The sequence below is a fragment of the Synechococcus sp. H70.2 genome (assembly GCF_047462275.1).
In the GTDB taxonomy this organism is placed as follows: Bacteria; Cyanobacteriota; Cyanobacteriia; order Thermostichales; family Thermostichaceae; genus Thermostichus.
In genome coordinates, this window is sequence record NZ_JANSIU010000002.1 from 255,151 (window position 1) to 272,061 (window position 16,911).

Here is a 16,911-nt window from a genome sequence, read left to right on the forward strand (position 1 = left end):
CCGTAACATTTATTAACAGCATGACCCTTCCCACTTTGGATCCCACCAACCCTACCCACTTGCAGGAAATTGCCGAGCGGCTGCGCAGCCCACGGGCAGCGGATCGGATGCTGGCCTTGGCCCAGCTGCGGGACGTGCCAGCAGAGCAGGCAGTGCCCCTGATTTTGCAGGTCATTGATGATGAAAACTTACAAGTGCGCTCTTTCGCCGTTTTTGCGCTAGGGGTCAAGCAAACTGACGCCTGTTTGCCCAAGTTGGTGGAGATCCTCACCCAAGACCCCGACTACAGCATTCGCGCCAATGCAGCAGGCGCTTTGGGCTACCTAGAAGACCCGCGGGCCTTTGAGGCGCTGGTGCACGCCTTCTACGAAGATGTGGAATGGCTGGTGCGCTTCAGTGCTGCCGTGGCTTTGGGCAACTTGAAGGATCCACGGGCCTACGACGTCTTGCTGCAGGCCCTAGAGGGACCGGAGGTGTTGCTGCAGCAGGCAGCCATTGCTGCTCTGGGAGAACTAGGGGATCTGCGGGCTTTGGATCACCTCCTGCCCTTTGTCCAATCGGAGGATTGGCTGGTGCGGCAGCGGCTGGCCCAGGCCCTGGGGAATCTGCCCTCGCCCAAGAGCGTTTCCGCTCTCCACTATCTGGCGAGAGATCCCCACGATAGTGTGGCGGCAGCAGCTTTAGATTCCTTGCGGCGTCTGCAGCAAAGGGGGTTCTCGGAAACTCCACCACCGCCTCAGGCGGAGGCAAGTTAGCGTGAAGGTAGCCCTGCAGTTGACAAGCCAACGGCCTCTCTCCATCACCCGTAGACCGGGCGAGGGAGGACGGGGCGAATTTACAGCCGCCGCAAGGAGTAGAACACCGCTCCATTTTGGCAGGCGGCTGCTGTCAGCCCAAGCAGCAGGAGAAAATCCGCGCAGGCGGGTGGCTTTGACAGATCCTTGCTAGGTCTTTGCGGTTGCAGCTCCTTGAAGGTTAGGGTGACTCTTAGAGCAACCTCCTCCCGGAGGGTTAACTTGCAGACTAGGCCAGGGGTTGTTGCATAGTGGTAGTAGGGTCGTTCTTTACTCGAGAGCCGTGCTTCCTCCCCAGTTGCTTGCTCCTGCAAAGCAGGAGGGAAGGGTTACTGTGCGGCGTTTCTCGGTGAGGATCAAGAGGGTCTGAGAGTTTCGGGAACTGCGGGACTTTTTGGCAGGGGATCCTCATGGTAACTGGTGCTTCAGAAGGAACTGGCTCTCGCTCGCGGCCCCGCATTGTGGCAGCCCTTTCCGGGGGAGTGGACAGCTCCACCGTGGCAGCTATTCTTCATGAACAGGGCTATGCCGTCGAGGGGGTAACTCTCTGGCTAATGCGGGGGAAGGGCCAGTGCTGCAGCGAGGGCCTGGTGGATGCTGCTGCCATTTGTGAGCAACTGGGGATCCCGCACCACATTGTGGATAGCCGTGAACTCTTCCAAACCAACATTGTTGATTACCTGCTGGCTGGCTATGCGGCTGGGATCACACCGCTGCCCTGCTCTCGCTGCAACAAGCTGGTCAAGTTTGGTCCCTTGCTGAGCTATGCGCAGGAGAAGTTGGGCATCTCCCAGATTGCCACTGGCCACTACGCGCGGGTACGTTTCAACGCTGAGCTGGGACGCTACCAACTGCTGCGGGCGGTGGATCGCCAAAAGGATCAGTCTTATTTTCTCTACGATCTCAGCCAAGAGCACCTGGCCCATAGCCTCTTCCCCTTGGGCGAGTACACCAAGGCCCAGACCCGCCAGATTGCTGCGCGCTATGGTTTGGTTACAGCGAATAAGCCTGAAAGCCAGGATCTGTGCCTAATCGAGACCTATGGCTCGATGCGCAACTTTTTGGAGCAGCACCTAGGGGAGAGGCCGGGGGAAATTGTCGATACCCAGGGGCGAGTTTTGGGATACCACCAGGGCATTCACCACTACACCATTGGCCAGCGCAAGGGGCTGGGCATTGCTGCTCCTCGTCCGCTCTACGTGGTGCGCATTGATGCAGAGAGGAATCGCGTGGTGGTGGGAGAACGGGAGGAGGCCACCCAAGGAGAAGCCTGGGTGCAGCAGGTCAACTGGGTGTCAATCCCAGCGCCCACAGAACCCTTAGAGGTAGAAGTGCAGGTGCGCTACCGTACCCCTGCTGTGCGGGCTACTTTGATCCCAGAATCGTCGGAGCGCGTAAAGTTGCAATTTGCCGAGCCGCAGTTTGGCGTCACTCCCGGCCAGGCCGCTGTTTGGTACCAGGGGGATCTCCTGCTGGGAGGTGGCATTCTGGAGCGCCCTTCTTCCTAGCTGAGAGTTTGCCGGAGCAGAGAGAGGGGCAGCCGCGGCTAGAGTCGGTCGGTTGTGGCTAGGGAGGCCCATGCGTTTGGCTCTCTACCTGCGCTTGCTGCTGTTGTTGGCGCTGCTGGCCCTGTTTACAGGCCTGATTGTTTGGCTAATTCAGTCGTTTCTCGATCTCTACTACGCCACCCGCTACCACCCCCTTTTAGGAGGTCTGTTGGTTGGGGTGCTGACACTGCTGCTGCTGGTGTTTCTGGCAGCTTCAGTCTACTACTTGTTCCTCTTTGGCCGAGCTTCCTCCCCCCCACCTCCGGGCCTCCCTAAGCCAGCCCCACCGGCAACTCCAGCCGAAAAGTGGGAGGCGGCCCGGCGCAACCTAGCCCAGCTGGAAGCTCAAGTAGCCCAGATTCAGGATCAGGTGGCCCGAGCAGCGCTGGCAGAACGGTCGGCCCGTTTAGCCCAGCAGTTAGCCCAGCCTCAACTGAAGGTGGTAGTGTTTGGCACTGGCTCAGCGGGCAAAACCTCCCTGGTGAACGCTCTGCTGGGGCAGCAGGTAGGAGCAGTAGGGGCTACCCTAGGCACCACGCAAGCGGTGACCGTCTACAACTGGAACTTGCCTGGGATCCTCCACCCAGTGCAGATCGTGGACTGTCCAGGCATTCTGGAAATTGGGCCAACAGGAGTAATGCGGGAAGAGGAGGCCCAGGCTCAGGCCCGGGCTGCTGAGCTGCTGTTGGTGGTTGTGGATGGGGATCTGCGCCAGTCGGAGGCGGAGCCCCTGCGCCGCCTTCTGGCCCTGGGCAAACGGGCCCTACTGGTGCTTAACAAGATTGACCGCTACACCCCTGAGGAACAGCAGCTTCTGCTCCAACGGCTGCGGGAGCGGGTTTACCCCCTTATCCAACCGGAAGATGTGCTGCCAGCTGCTGCCAATCCGGCCCCCGTGCGCCTGGGATCCCAAATCTGGCAGCCGCAGCCCGAGGTAGCAGCGGTGCGGGATCGCGTCCAGGCGGTGCTCTATGCTGAGGGGAGATCCCTGGCCTTGGACAATGCCCTCCTGCAATCCCAGCAATTGGGCGAGGAGGCCAAGCGCATTCTCCAGGCGCAGTTGCGCCGCCAGGCCGAGGAAGTGGTCGATCGCTTCCAGTGGATTGTAACGGGGGTGGTCTTTGCCAACCCAATCCCAGCGCTGGATCTGCTGGCCATTGCCGCCCTCAACGCCCAAATGGTGGTGGAGCTGGGATCCCTCTACGGCTGCAAGATGAACCTCCAGGAGGGGCGGGAGCTGGCCTTGTCCCTGGCTAAGACCCTGGCCGGCTTGGGCCTAGTGGAAGGGGCGATCCAGCTCACCACCGGGATCCTAGCTACAGTGGCTGAGGTTAGCGTCGTTGGCTTTTGGCTGACGGCACCCATCCAGGCGGCCAGTGCTGGCTACCTCACCCGCATTGCCGGCAAAAGTTTCATTGAGTACTTCCAGCGCAACCAAAGCTGGGGAGAAGGAGGCATGCAGGCGGTGGTCAGGGCCCAGGTGGAGAGCGCCCAGAAATCCGGCTGGCTCAGGGAGTTTGTCCGCCAGGCCTGGGAACGGGTTTTCCGCTCTCGCTAATCCCTGCCGGCAATAAGCCAGCTCCCTCTGCCCCAGGTAGTGGGAACCGCCCGTGGGCAGCAGCAAGTTGGGGAGCACCCCGCAAGTGGCTTCGCGCTGACCCGGGGAAAGGTGGCACAGCCAAGCTTAGCCCTGCACCAACTTGCCCTGGGAAGGGGGAAGTTAGATGGCTCCCGACCCCTTGCTGTAGGGTGTTGCTTCTCGTTATCCTAGTAAAGCTGAAAAATTGGGGAAGTAGCTGAGGTGAGCCGTGGCTAAAAAGAGCATGATCGAGCGGGAGAAAAAGCGCCAGCGCTTGGTTGAAAAATATCGCGAAAAGCGTCAGCAGTTGAAAGCGGCGCTGGCTGATCCCAACCTCGACCAGGCCACCCGCATGGAGCTGCATGCTCAACTGCAAAAGCTGCCGCGCTCCAGCTCACCCACTCGCCTACGCAACCGCTGCTGGAAAACCGGCCGTCCTCGGGGCTACTTCCGCGACTTTGGCCTCTGCCGCCATAGCTTGCGGGAGATGGCTCACCGCGGCCTCCTACCAGGCGTGGTCAAAGCCAGCTGGTAGCCGCCGGCAGCCGCTTGTAACTGGTCTGAAAAAGCAAGCGCTTTCTTCGCCCCCTTAGTGAGCTCCTCGTGGCCCTAAAGCCCTTCCAGATTTGCGACGACGATCTCACCCCCGACCTGGTCAAAGACCTGGCCGGAGAAGCCTACCTGGCAGTGGACACAGAGACAATGGGCCTAGTCCCGCAGCGGGATCGGCTCTGTGTGGTGCAAATGGCCAACGCGGCCGGTGAAGTGGTGCTGCTGCGGCTCAACCGTGGCGTCAAGCAGGCCCCCCGCTTGGCCAAGCTGCTGACGGATCCCGGGATTGAGAAGATTTTCCACTATGCCCGTTTTGACCTGGCCATGCTGCGCTACCACCTGGGGATCCAGGTGTGGCCGGTCTTCTGCACCAAGATTGCCAGCAAACTGGCCCGCACCTACACCAGCAAGCACAGCCTCAAAGATGTGGTGAGCGAGCTGTGTGGGGTTGAGTTGAACAAGGCAGCCCAGAGCTCCGACTGGGGAGCTGTCCACGCCCTCTCAGCGGAGCAGTTGGAATATGCAGCCAACGATGTCCGCTACTTGATCCCGGTGCGCCACAAGTTGGCCCAGATGCTGCAGCGGGAGGAGCGCTGGGAGCTGGCGCAGCGTTGCTTCCACCACCTTCCCACCCTGGTCGAACTGGACTTGCTGGGGTATAGCAACGTCTTCGAGCACCAGTAGCTGCAGCCCCCGCAACTGAATTAGTTGGCCAGGTCGGGGAAAGTAGCCCGCAGGGCTGGGTGGATGAGCTTGCCAGAGCGGATGTTGAGCCCTTTGGCCAACGCTGGATCCTGCTCCAGGGCAGCGCTCAAGCCAAGGTTGGCCAACTTGAGGATGTAGGGGAGCGTGGCGTTGACCAAAGCCTGGGTTGAGGTCCAGGGGACAGCGCCCGGCATGTTGGGAACGCCGTAGTGCAACACGCCGTAGGCTTCGTAAACCGGCTGGGCATGGGTGGTGACCTTGGTGGTGGCAATGCACCCTCCTTGGTCCACTGCTACGTCCACAATCAGGGATCGGGGCCGCATCTGGGCCACCAGCTCCTCCCTCACCAAAATCGGCGCCCGCCTGCCCGGCACTAACACCGCTCCCACCACGAGATCAGCTTCGCGAACGCACTCCTCGATGCTTTGGGGGGTGCTGTAGAGCAACTCTACTCGCGATCCAAAAATGAGCTCCAGCTCATTGAGTCGCTGCAGGTTAATGTCCAGAATCTGGACCCGCGCTCCTAGGCCCACAGCTACCTTGGCCGCCTCGGTGCCCACAGTTCCTCCACCCAAAATTACCACTCGCCCTGGTGGCACGCCCGGGATCCCGCCCAGCAATACGCCCCGCCCCCCCTGTTGGCGGGTGAGGTAGTGGGCCCCAAATTGCACTGAGAGCCGCCCCGCAATCATGCTCATGGGCATCAGGAGGGGCAGGGAACCATCGGCCAGCTCCACTGTCTCGTAGGCCAGGCAGGTGGCCCCCGAACGCAACAGGACTTGGGTTAGCTCGCGGCTGGCCGCTAAGTGCAAGTAGGTAAACAGGATGAGATCTGGATGGAGCAGCGGGTACTCCGCAGGTAGGGGCTCCTTCACCTTCACCACCAACTGCTGCTGGTAGATCTCCTCAGGAGTGGCGGCCAGTCTGGCCCCCGCCTTCTCATAGTCCTCGTCAGTAAAGCCGGCCCCCCGGCCCGCTTGAGTTTCCACCCACACTTGGTGCCCCTGCTCAGTTAGAACCCGCACCGCCGCCGGTGTCAAGCCGACGCGGAATTCTTGCTCTTTAATCTCCCTGGGCACGCCAATGCGCATAGGGATCCCTGCAGGACTGCCTTCCAGTCTAGACAGACTCTCCCTGCAAAGGGATCCCCGCTCTGGCTAGGAAAGCAAGAATTGTAACTAGCGGGGTCAGCCATACTCCCTCGCCAGTGCCCCTTGAAAATCCCTCTACGCGCAGGGGGGTCTCTCTCAAGCCCCAATCTAGGGCAACTCAGAGAAAAAGCCTGCGCTTTCAGCGTAGGGAGGAAGCTACTAGAGTGTAAGCGTGGTTTATGGCACAGAATCTATGACCCCTGTCTCCGCTGCTGCTACGCCTACTGTTCCAAGGACAACCCTACTCGACGTCTGGCAGGTTCTGGCTGAAAAGTTTGCTGACCAGATTGCCCTCAGGGATCCCCATGCCCAGCCAGTCTTTGAGATTTCTTACGGGCAGCTGTTTCGTCGCATTCAGACCTTGGCTGCCGGTTTGCAGGCTTTGGGCATTCGCTCCGGGGATCGGGTGGCCATTTTTGCTGAGAATTCCCCCCGCTGGCTAATGGCGGATCTGGCCACGCTGTTTACGGGAGCGGTCAATGTGCCCCGCAGCGCCGTGGCGGATCCAGCTGAGCTGGGTTACATCTTGCGCCACTCCGGCAGCACGGCTTTGATTGCTCAGGATGTGAAGACCCTAAGGCGGGTGCAGCCGGTTGTGCAGGAGCTGGGCCTGGAGCGGCTGCTGCTGCTTTCTGATGAAGAAGAGGCAGGAGTATTGAACTTCTCTCAGTGGCTGCAAAAAGGGCAAGAACACCGCTACGAGCGGCCGCAGTTGGAGCGCTCCCAGTTGGCCACCATCATCTACACCTCTGGCACCTCTGGTCGCCCCAAGGGGGTAATGCTCAGCCACGGCAACCTCATGCACCAGGTGGAAAATCTGCAGGTGGTGGTGCAGCCCCGCCCGGGGGAGAAGGTGCTGACCATTCTGCCCACCTGGCACTCCTACGAGCGAACCTGCGAGTATTTTCTCCTCAGCCAGGCCTGTACGCTGATCTATACCAACCCTCGCTCTATCAAGCAGGATTTGCAACAGGAGCAGCCCCACTATCTGGTGGCGGTGCCCCGCATCTGGGAGACCATTTACGAAGGGATCCAGCGGCAATTGAGGGAAAAAAGCCCTTTGATGCAGCGGCTGATCCGCACCTTGATGGCAGCCAGCGAAAGCTACGTGCTTGCCGGGCGGATAGCCCGCAACCAGTCAATTTTGCATTACGATGTCAGCCCTTGGGTGCGCCTGCGGGCCCGCCTACAACAGGGGCTGCTCTGGCCAGTCCACCGCTTGGCCGATGCGCTCATCTACCGCAAGGTGCGGCAGGCTTTGGGCCCCAATTTTCAACAGGCCATCAGTGGCGGCGGATCCCTGCCCGCCTATCTGGATCTGTTTTACGAGGTGGTGGGCATTTCCATCCTCAACGGCTACGGCCTTACCGAAACCTCGCCAGTGCTGTGCGCGCGCCGTCCCGACAACAATGTGCGCGGCACGGCTGGGCCCCCCTTGCCAGGCACGGAGTTTCGCATTGTGGATCCGGAAACCCGGCAGCCGCTGCCGCCAGGAGAAAAAGGGTTGATCCTGGCGCGGGGGCCACAGGTGATGATGGGCTACTACAACAATCCAGAAGCCACCGCCCAGGTGCTCAGCCCCGACGGCTGGTTTGAAACAGGGGATCTGGGCTGGCTTACCCCCGACGGGCAACTGGTAATCACCGGCAGGGCCAAGGACGTGATTGTGCTGCTTAACGGAGAGAACGTCGAGCCGCAGCCCTTAGAGGATGCCTGCCTGCAATCCTCTTACATCAGTCAGATTGTAGTTGTCGGCCAAGACCAAAAGAAACTGGCCGCCCTCATCTATCCCAACCTGGACGCCCTCAAGGCTTGGGCCGCCGAGCAAGGGATCCCAACTGCTGAGGCCGAGCTGCTGGCCCATCCGCAGGTGCGGGCGTTGATTTTGCGGGAGGTGCGAACCCGCATCCAGGAGCGTCCCGGCTACCAAGCGCACGAGCAAATTGCTGACTTCCGCTTTTTGCCAGAGCCCCTGAGCGTGGAAAATGGCCTCCTGACCCAGACGCTGAAAATTAAGCGCAACCCAGTAGCCGAGCGCTATGCTCACCTCATCCAGGAGATGTATCCGACGGGGAGCTAAGTTTGGGATCCCCGTTGTTGCTCCAGGTAGCGCCGGAAGCTCTCGGGAGGAATGGCCCCCCGGTAGGCACCGCAGTAGTAGAGGGTAAGCACTGCCTTGTAGGCCCAGTCGGTCGGCGCCACGTCCGGGAAGGGACTGGGCAGGGTGTCTGCTTGGTTGGCGGCGCAGGCCTGCAAGATCTGCTCCGTGGTGAGCTGTTCGGCCAGATCGGGGGGCAGCTCCCGCAGGTTGGCCTGGGCAAAAGCAGCACTGGGCAGGCAGAGAGCAGAAAGAGCCGTTGCCCAAAAACTAGGAGTGAGGAGGGATCGCCAGTTCATGGTTTTGGATGGGTCGGCAAGTGTCTCTTTTCCAGGGTAATACGGGCCAACAGGGCGCTTGGAGGCTGTTCTGAGGTTAAGATGCAAAGAACCGGGGAGCGGCACTAGCGAAGATCCGGTCGAGTCTTTGCGGCCAGTGCTGGCCTTTCTCCAAGAAGGCGACAACCCGATCCCTGCTGGGGGCCGCTGGTCTCAAAAACTGGCTGGGTGCAGCAGGAGAAGGGATTCCTGAGGTGCCCCTCCCCTTCCTGGGGGGTGGATGTGAGAGCGCGATAGATCAAGGCCAATGAGCTTATCCAAAGGGCCAAGTTTTGACAGCCTGGATCCGCCGGATCCCAAGCTAATTGATGCCTGTGTGCACTGCGGCTTTTGCCTGACCACCTGCCCCAGCTACCGGGTCCTTGGCAAGGAGACGGACTCGCCGCGAGGGCGCATCTACCAGATGGACGCCCTCAATCAGGGCCAAATCTCTCTCTCGGCAGCAGTGGTTTCCCATTTCGATACCTGCTTGGGCTGCTTGGCCTGTGTTACCGCCTGCCCCTCGGGGGTGCGCTACGACCGGCTGATTGCCGCCACTCGCCCCCAGATCGAGCGCAACTACCGCCGCAACCTGTGGGATCGCCTGTACCGCCAGTTCATCTTCTTTCTCTTCCCATACCCAGAGCGGCTGCGGCCTCTGCTCTGGCCCCTTTGGCTCTACCAAAAAATGGGGATCGGCGCCTGGATCCGGAAAGGGTTGGAAAAAGTCTCCCCGCGCCTGGCGGCTATGGAAGCCCTCTTGCCCCCTCTGGAGGTGGAGCAACTGCTGCCCAAGCGCTACCCGGAGCGGATCCCGGCGGTGGGCAAGCGCCGCTTTCGCGTGGGGCTGATCCTCGGCTGCGTGCAGCGCCTGTTTACCCCCCAAGTGAACGAGGCCAGCATTCGCGTGTTGACCCACAACGGCTGTGAGGTGGTGATCCCGCCGGCCCAGGGCTGTTGTGCGGCCTTGCCCCACCACCAAGGGCAACTGCAGCAGGCAGAAGCCCTGGCCCGCCGGATGGTGGATGCTTTTGCCGGCTACGAACTGGATGCCATCTTGGTGACCGCCTCCGGCTGCGGCCACACCCTCAAGGAGTACGGCCACCTTTTGGCCAGGGATCCCGACTACCAAGAGAAAGCGGCCCAGTTTGCGGCTAAAGTCAAGGATATCCAGGAGTTTCTGGCGCAGGTGGGGCTAACCGCCCCGCTGCAGCCGCTGCAGCCGCATCCCTTGGTGCTGGTCTATCAGGATGCCTGCCACATGCTGCACGGGCAACGGCTCAGCCAGGAGCCGCGGCAACTGCTGCGGCAAATTCCGGGGCTGGAACTGCGGGATCCTGTTGATGCCGCCCTCTGCTGTGGCAGCTCCGGTGTCTACAACCTGCTGCAGCCCCAGATAGCAGACGAACTGGGATCCCAGAAGGTGGTCAACCTGCTCAACACCGGCGCCCAGGGGATCGTCTCTGCCAATATCGGCTGCCGCCTGCAAATTCAGAAGCACCTGCGCCTGCAAGGCAAGGCTGGGATCCCCATTTATCACCCGATGGAGCTTTTGGATCGTGCTCTCCAATTGTCTGGCTAGAGCTTGAGGGCGGCGCGGGGATCGTAGGACTGGATTCGCTGCAGCTTTTCGTAGAGCTCCCGCTCCTCCTCCGAAACACGGGTGGGCAAATAGATCTGCACTACCGCGTAGAAGTCGCCCCGCTCCCCATTGCCCTTGGGAAAGCCCCGCTCTGCCAGGCGCAACTTCCGCCCTGGCTGCATTCCCGGTGGAATGCGCAGCTTCACCACTCCATCCAGCGTGGGCACCTCCACCTGGGCACCTAAAACCGCCTCGCTGGGACTAAGCGGCAGGTTGCAGTAGACGTCGAACCCCTCTAGGCGGTAAAAGGGATGCTCCTTCAACTCAATCTTGAGGTAAAGATCGCCAGCACCCCCGTTGGGTTTGGGGTGGCCCTGGCCGCGCAGGCGAATCCGCTTCCCCGGTGTAATCCCTGGTGGGATGTTCACCTCAAGCACGCGATCCCCGCCCACCCGTAGGCGGCGCTTCCCCCCCTCAAACGCTTCAGCAATGGTGAGCTGGAGGGTGGCCTCTGCATCGTAGTTGGCATTGGCAGAAGCACTGCTGCGGTCTTTGCCGGAGCTGCGCACTCGCCCCAGCAGTTGATCGATAAAATCTTGAAAGTCTTCAAATTGGTCGAAATCGACGCCTCCTCCCGCCCCTCCAAAGTCATTGCCGAAGGAACTTTCGCCAAAGGGGCTGCTGTAGGTCTCTCGCCGGTAGCGAAAGCCGCCCTGCTGGTGGTACTGGCTGAATTGGTCGTACTGCCTGCGTTTGCTGGGATCCGAGAGAACCTCGTAGGCTTCGTTGATGTCTTTGAACTTTTCCTCAGCAGTTTTGTCGTTTGGGTTGACGTCGGGGTGGTATTTCCGCGCCAAGCGACGATAGGCCTGCTTGATCTCTTCAGCAGTGGCCGTCTTGCTGACCCCCAAAATCTTGTAGTAGTCCTTGAAGTTTTGCATGGAGGCGTCCGCAGGCAGAGGGCTAAGGGGTTTTTCCCATCACGAAGAAGAAAGGAGGCGGGCTAGAGACCATCGCCCATCCCCTCCCTCCTCCGTGTTGGCAATAGAAACAGGATCCCTCCGGGCGGGAGGGATCCCCCAGCGGTTACTTGGCCTCCGTGAAGTCGGCGTCAATGACGTCATCGCTGCCGCCAGTGGCTTTCCCTGCGCTGGAAGTGGAGCTAGCGGAAGCGCCAGCTTGCTGATAGAGCTCGCTGCTCATAGCGTAGAGAGCCTCCTGCAGCTCCCGCTCCTTGCTCTGGATGGCACTGTCGTCGTCGCGCTGGATGGCCTCCCGTAGCTCGCGCACCAGGGTCTCGATTTGGCTGCGCTTGCTAGAGGAGATCTTATCTCCCAGCTCCTTCAACTGCCGCTCGGCCTGGTAGGCCAGTGAGTCGGCCTTGTTGCGACGCTCGATTCTCTCGCGGCGGGCACGGTCTTCGGCGGCGTATTTTTCCGCCTCGGCAATCATCCGCTCCACCTCTTGTCTATCGAGCGTGGAGGCGCCGGTAATGGAGATGCTCTGCTCCTTGCCGCTCCCCTTGTCTTTGGCCGTTACCTTAAGGATGCCATTGGCGTCGATATCAAAGGTTACCTCGATTTGCGGCACACCGCGAGGAGCCGGCGGGATCCCTTCCAGCCTAAAGCGGCCCAGAGATTTGTTGTCACGGGCCAACTCCCGCTCCCCTTGGACCACGTGGATTTCCACCGAGGTCTGCCCGTCTTCCGCTGTGGAGAAGATCTCCGACTTGCGGGTGGGAATGGTGGTGTTGCGCGGGATGATCTTGGTGGCGATACCGCCCAGGGTTTCCACCCCCAGCGACAAGGGAGTGACATCCAGGAGCAGCACGTCTTTGACCTCGCCTGCTAGCACGGCGGCTTGAATGGCAGCGCCAACCGCCACCACCTCGTCGGGGTTGACAGTTTGGTTGGGCTCTTTGCCCAGCAGTTCCCTCACTAGGCGCTGCACTGCCGGAATGCGGGTGGATCCTCCCACCAGCACCACTTCGTTGATGTCGGCCTTGGTGAGCTTAGCATCCCGCAGAGCTTGCTCTACCGGTCCTTTGCAGCGCTCCAGCAGGTCGGCACAGAGGTGCTCAAAGTGGGCGCGGGAGAGCTTCAGCTCCAGGTGCTTCGGGCCATCGGCAGTGGCAGTGATGAAGGGCAGGTTGATGGTGGTCTCTGAAACACTGGACAGCTCAATCTTGGCTTTCTCAGCCGCTTCTGTTAAGCGCTGGAGGGCCTGCCGGTCTTGCCGCAGGTCGATCCCTTCCATGCGCTTGAACTCTTCAGCCATCCAGTCGACAATCTTCTTGTCGAAGTCGTCGCCGCCCAACTGCGTGTCGCCGCTGGTGGCCTTCACTTCAAAGACCCCATCTCCCACCTCGAGAATGGAGACATCGAAGGTACCACCGCCCAGGTCAAAGACAAGAATGGTCTCGTTGGTGCGCTTATCCAAGCCGTAGGCCAAGGAAGCCGCCGTCGGCTCGTTGATGATGCGCAGCACCTCCAAGCCGGCAATGCGGCCTGCATCTTTGGTGGCCTGCCGCTGCGAGTCGTTAAAGTAGGCAGGGACAGTAATGACGGCTTGGGTGACCGGTTGTCCTAGGTAGCGGCTGGCATCTTCCACCAGCTTGCGCAGCACCATGGCCGAGATTTCCTCGGGGGCAAATTCTTTGTTCATGCGGGGTGAGTACAACTTGACATTGCCCCGCTCATCCCGCCGCACCTGGTAGGGAACTCTCTTGGCCTCGGCGCCCACCTCATCGTACTTGCGCCCAATGAACCGCTTGACGGAGTAAAAGGTGTTTTCGGGGTTAAGCACCGCCTGGCGACGGGCCATCTGACCCACCAGGCGCTCCCCGTCTTTGGTAAAGGCGACTACCGAGGGTGTGGTGCGGCTCCCCTCGGCATTGGGAATAACCGTGGGGACACCCCCTTCCATTACGGCGACAACCGAGTTGGTTGTGCCCAAGTCAATTCCTACAACTTTTCCCATCGGCTCCTTCTTCTCCTCTTTGTGTGTACACTACTTCGGTTACCGCCGCCAGCCCATCCGCTTTTGGGGTAGCTTGGCCAGCCAACTTGCGAAAATCTGGCAAATGTTTAGCCATTTCCTGGGTTGATCTTAGCGAGTTGTCTGCCGGCGCCAGGGCGAGAATGCCGCCCATTTCTTGGGGTTGAAAAGCCGACCTATTACGGATCTCCGTACCTGCGGGGTCAAAAAGCCAGATGGCTGCAGCTTTGGCAGTTAGCTTTGGATGAGCTGCAGCGCCTCTAGGCTGCGGGCTACAACGGTTTCAGCTAGGGGCAAGTAGCCCATCTCTTTAGCCAGCGCTTGTCCCTTGGTGAGAGCCCAGCGCAGCACCGCCCGCAGGGCTTCTGCCGCAGCAGCTTTCGGGTACTGGCGGTAGGTCAGGATCCAGCTGTAGGTGACGATGGGATAGGCCCCCACGCCAGCAGGATCCGGCTCAAAGGCCCGCAGGTTCTCAGGCAGCTTGATTTCGCTTAGGGCCAAGGCCGAGGCTTGGGGGGTGGGGAGCACAAACTCGCCGCGGCGGTTTTCCAGGGCCGCCACCGACAATTCAGGTTGCGGGCATAGACTGACTCCCCATAGCCAATCACCCCTTCGCTATAGAGCATCTGGGCGCTCATGTACCCCAATCCCCACCGGCCACTCCAGGGACATGCTGACACCGATCTCAGCAGCCCAAGCGGGGTCGATGGCAGCTAGGTGGCGGGTAAAGGTGTCGGTGGTGCCGCTGCCGTCAAAGCAGACGGTGATGGGCAGGTCAGGGATCTCCAAATCAGGGTTGAGAGCCAAAATCTGCGGATCCCGCCACTGGGTGATTTGGCCGCGGAAGATCTGCACCAACACCGAGCGGGACAGCTTGAGGCCGGAGCGGATCCCGGGCAGGTTGTAGCCCACGGCAATGCTGCCTGCCGTCATTGGAATCATGACTACACCCCACTTCACCTCGGCAATTTCGGCATCGCTCATGGCCACATCGCTGGCGGCAAAGTCCACCGTTTGGTCGATAAATTGGCGGATGCCGGTGGCGCTGCCTACCGGCTGGAAGTTGATTTCGACTCTGGGATCCACCTGGCGGTAGTCGGAAAACCAGCGCAGATACAGAGGCCCTGGAAAGGTGGCGCCGGCCCCGTTGATCAACAAGGTCTTGCCGGCAAACTGGCTGTCAGCACCAGGGACAGCCTCGCTGGGTTGGCTGGAGCGGGATCCCTGCTGGCAGGCACTCAGGCCGGCAGCCGTGGCCAGCAACGACAGCAGCATTTCCCAACGGCGGCAGCGAGGCGGTGGAACCATGGCTGGGGCACTCTAAGCTCACCGCCCCGATCCTCCGTCTTGCCCACAGGGTCCTGTCAAGGGTTGTCCTCTGGAGTTCTGGGAAGCACCGGCGGGGGCAAGTTGCCGCAGGGTTGGCTGGGATCCAGGCGGTCGCCTCTAGCCCCAGACCACAGACAGAGCCCAAGCAAGAAGCGGCAATTTTCAAGGCTTATCCGGTGTCCCTGCTTGGGAAAAATCTTGACGCCTTCTGAAATAGGGAAATAGTATTGTGGGTTCTGTGCAGAAATCCTGCGCTGTTCACATCTCGGTATCTGGGGGACTACTATGCCAACTTTGACTCGTTCTCCCTGGACACTGCGAGACAGCGAAAAGCTCTATCGCATCTCCTACTGGGGGGAGCCCTACTTCCGTATCAACGCCGCTGGTCATGTGGAGGTGACCCCACAGGGCCTACAGCAGCAGGAACCGGGCATTGACCTGTACCACCTGGTGAGGGATCTGGTGGCGCGGGGTTTGCAGTTGCCCCTGTTGATTCGCTTTCCCGAGATTGTGGCCGACCGCATGCGGCAGCTTTGCCAGAGCTTTCAGCAGGCCATCGAGCGCTTTGGCTACCCCAACGTCTACCGGGGGGTCTACCCGGTCAAGGTAAACCAGCAGCGCCACCTGGTGGAAGAGGTGGTCAAGCACGGTCGCGCCTACCACTTTGGCCTGGAGGCGGGCTCCAAGCCGGAGCTGTTGATTGCCCTGGCTTTGCTGGATACGCCTGGGGCTTTGTTAATCTGCAACGGCTACAAAGACCGCGATTTTATGGAAACGGCCCTCTTGGCTCAGCGGCTAGGGCGTACCCCCATTATCGTTCTGGAGCGGCTGCAGGAGCTGGAGCTAGTGCTGCAGGCTGCTCATCACCTAGGCATTGATCCCATGCTGGGGGTGCGGGCCAAGCTTTCTACCCAAGGCAGCGGGCGCTGGGGCACCTCTGCCGGGGATCGGGCCAAGTTTGGTCTTACAGCCACGGAGATGTTGCAGGTGGTGGAACGGCTGCGGGAGGTTGGCAAGCTGCACTGTCTGCGCCTGCTGCACTACCACATCGGCTCGCAGATCTCAATGGCCAGTGTCCATGGGCGGGCCGTGCGAGAGGCCAGCCAGATCTACATCGAACTGGCCAAGCTAGGGGCACCAATGGGCTACCTGGACATCGGCGGTGGCTTAGGGGTTGACTACGACGGCTCCCAGTCCCCCAGCCATTTTTCCCAGAACTATAGCATCGAGGACTACGCCGCCACTGTGGTGCAGACGGTGCTGAGTGCCCTGCAGCCACACGGGATCCAGCCGCCGGTGCTGGTTACTGAAAGTGGGCGGGCCCTGATGTCCCACCAGTCGGTGTTGGTCTTTGACGTGCAGGATGTCAACGCTGCTAGCCCTTACCCCATGCCCACCCAGCTCACCTCCGATGCAGAGGTGATCCGGAAGCTAAACCAGCTTTACTACGAGATTCGGCCCGAGACCCTAGTGGCCGATTACCGTCGCTGCCAGGAGCTCAAAGAGGCCGCCCTGCGCCAGTTCATCGAGGGATCCCTCAGCTTGCAGGAGCGGGCTGAGGTGGAGCGGCTGTTTTGGAACTGTTCCGACAAGATCTGTACTTTGGCCTACGAGCAGTACCAGGCAGGCCAGCCGGTGGCTGTAGATCTCCTGGATCTGGACGAGATGCTAGCCAGCATCTACTACGGCAATTTCTCCCTCTTCCAGTCCCTGCCGGATAGCTGGGCCATCGGCCAGGTTTTCCCCATCATGCCCATCCACCGTCTGGACGAGGAGCCGCGCCAATGGGCTACCTTGGCAGACTTGACCTGCGACAGCGACGGCAAGATCAACCGCTTTTTTGGCGAGGACGGGCAGATCACCTCGGTCTTGCCGCTCCACGATCCCGACGGGCAGCCCTACCTGCTAGGGGTGTTTCTGGGGGGCGCCTACCAGGAGATCCTGGGAGACCTGCACAACCTGTTTGGGGACACCAACGCCGTGCACGTCCGCACCCGTCCCGGCGGTTACCAGGTTACCCAAGTCATCAAGGGGGACACAATTGCCGAGGTGCTGAGCTGGGTGCAGTACAACAGCGAAGACCTGGTGGAAACCCTGCACCACGCCACCGAAGCCGCCCTGCAGCGGGGGCAGATCAGCCTGGACCAGGCCCGCGCCCTGCAGCAACACTTTGAGGACAACCTGCGGGCCTACACCTACTTGCACCGCTAGGTTAGACCAGGGGATCCCGGTTCTGGACCGGGATCCTTTTTTTAGCGAT

14 protein-coding genes are annotated in these 16,911 nt (G+C 60.7%); 8 read left to right on the forward strand and 6 right to left on the reverse strand.

The window, feature by feature from the left end; all coding sequences use genetic code 11:
* Positions 1-20: 20 nt before the first annotated feature.
* The 5 genes from NW822_RS03485 (at position 21) to NW822_RS03505 (ending at position 5,156) form a co-directional block, all read left to right on the forward strand.
* Positions 21-755, forward strand: a complete 735-nt coding sequence (locus NW822_RS03485) for a HEAT repeat domain-containing protein (protein ID WP_414403534.1) — start codon at positions 21-23, stop codon at positions 753-755.
* Between the two features lie 449 nt (positions 756-1,204).
* Entirely contained in the window at positions 1,205-2,302 is a 1,098-nt protein-coding gene (mnmA, locus tag NW822_RS03490) for a tRNA 2-thiouridine(34) synthase MnmA (RefSeq protein WP_414403535.1), read from the forward strand.
* 70 nt (positions 2,303-2,372) lie between these two features.
* Positions 2,373-3,899, forward strand: a complete 1,527-nt coding sequence (locus NW822_RS03495; protein ID WP_414403536.1) for a DUF697 domain-containing protein — start codon at positions 2,373-2,375, stop codon at positions 3,897-3,899.
* Positions 3,900-4,149: 250 nt separating this feature from the next.
* Positions 4,150-4,455 carry a 30S ribosomal protein S14 gene (gene rpsN, locus NW822_RS03500; protein ID WP_414361099.1) on the forward strand — a complete coding sequence of 102 codons (306 nt, stop codon included), beginning with the start codon at positions 4,150-4,152 and terminating at the stop codon, positions 4,453-4,455.
* Between the two features lie 68 nt (positions 4,456-4,523).
* Positions 4,524-5,156, forward strand: coding sequence for a ribonuclease D (locus tag NW822_RS03505; protein WP_414361101.1), 633 nt, complete (start codon positions 4,524-4,526; stop codon positions 5,154-5,156).
* A 20-nt stretch (positions 5,157-5,176) separates the two neighbouring features.
* Here the strand turns inward: NW822_RS03505 and ald are convergent, their stop codons facing one another.
* The gene (gene ald, locus NW822_RS03510) at positions 5,177-6,268 is read right to left on the reverse strand and encodes an alanine dehydrogenase (RefSeq protein WP_414361103.1); all 1,092 of its coding nucleotides are present in this window, start codon (positions 6,266-6,268) and stop codon (positions 5,177-5,179) included.
* Positions 6,269-6,521: 253 nt separating this feature from the next.
* Here ald and NW822_RS03515 point away from each other — a divergent pair, with 253 nt between their 5' ends.
* Entirely contained in the window at positions 6,522-8,408 is a 1,887-nt protein-coding gene (locus tag NW822_RS03515) for an AMP-dependent synthetase/ligase (protein WP_414403537.1), read from the forward strand.
* Here NW822_RS03515 and NW822_RS03520 read toward each other — a convergent pair.
* Positions 8,405-8,725, reverse strand: coding sequence for a hypothetical protein (locus NW822_RS03520; RefSeq protein WP_414403538.1), 321 nt, complete (start codon positions 8,723-8,725; stop codon positions 8,405-8,407). The genes NW822_RS03515 and NW822_RS03520 overlap by 4 nt on opposite strands.
* A 286-nt stretch (positions 8,726-9,011) precedes the next feature.
* Here NW822_RS03520 and NW822_RS03525 point away from each other — a divergent pair, with 286 nt between their 5' ends.
* On the forward strand, positions 9,012-10,325 hold the full coding sequence (locus tag NW822_RS03525; RefSeq protein ID WP_414403539.1) for a (Fe-S)-binding protein: 1,314 nt from the start codon (positions 9,012-9,014) through the stop codon (positions 10,323-10,325).
* On the opposite strand, the gene NW822_RS03530 is transcribed toward NW822_RS03525, so the two are convergent.
* From NW822_RS03530 to NW822_RS03545, 4 genes are all read right to left on the reverse strand, one after another.
* The gene (locus NW822_RS03530; protein WP_414361111.1) at positions 10,322-11,266 is read right to left on the reverse strand and encodes a DnaJ C-terminal domain-containing protein; all 945 of its coding nucleotides are present in this window, start codon (positions 11,264-11,266) and stop codon (positions 10,322-10,324) included. The genes NW822_RS03525 and NW822_RS03530 overlap by 4 nt on opposite strands.
* Before the next feature lie 145 nt (positions 11,267-11,411).
* A complete protein-coding gene (gene dnaK / locus NW822_RS03535; protein WP_414361113.1) occupies positions 11,412-13,304 on the reverse strand; it encodes a molecular chaperone DnaK in 1,893 nt (630 codons plus the stop codon).
* 252 nt (positions 13,305-13,556) lie between these two features.
* Complete coding sequence (locus NW822_RS03540; RefSeq protein ID WP_414403540.1) at positions 13,557-13,889, reverse strand: hypothetical protein; 333 nt, start codon at positions 13,887-13,889, stop codon at positions 13,557-13,559.
* Positions 13,890-13,937: 48 nt separating this feature from the next.
* The gene (locus tag NW822_RS03545; protein ID WP_414403541.1) at positions 13,938-14,630 is read right to left on the reverse strand and encodes a phosphate ABC transporter substrate-binding protein PstS; all 693 of its coding nucleotides are present in this window, start codon (positions 14,628-14,630) and stop codon (positions 13,938-13,940) included.
* A gap of 306 nt (positions 14,631-14,936) precedes the next feature.
* Here NW822_RS03545 and speA point away from each other — a divergent pair, with 306 nt between their 5' ends.
* Entirely contained in the window at positions 14,937-16,862 is a 1,926-nt protein-coding gene (gene speA / locus NW822_RS03550) for a biosynthetic arginine decarboxylase (protein ID WP_414361119.1), read from the forward strand.
* The last annotated feature ends 49 nt before the right edge of the window (positions 16,863-16,911 follow it).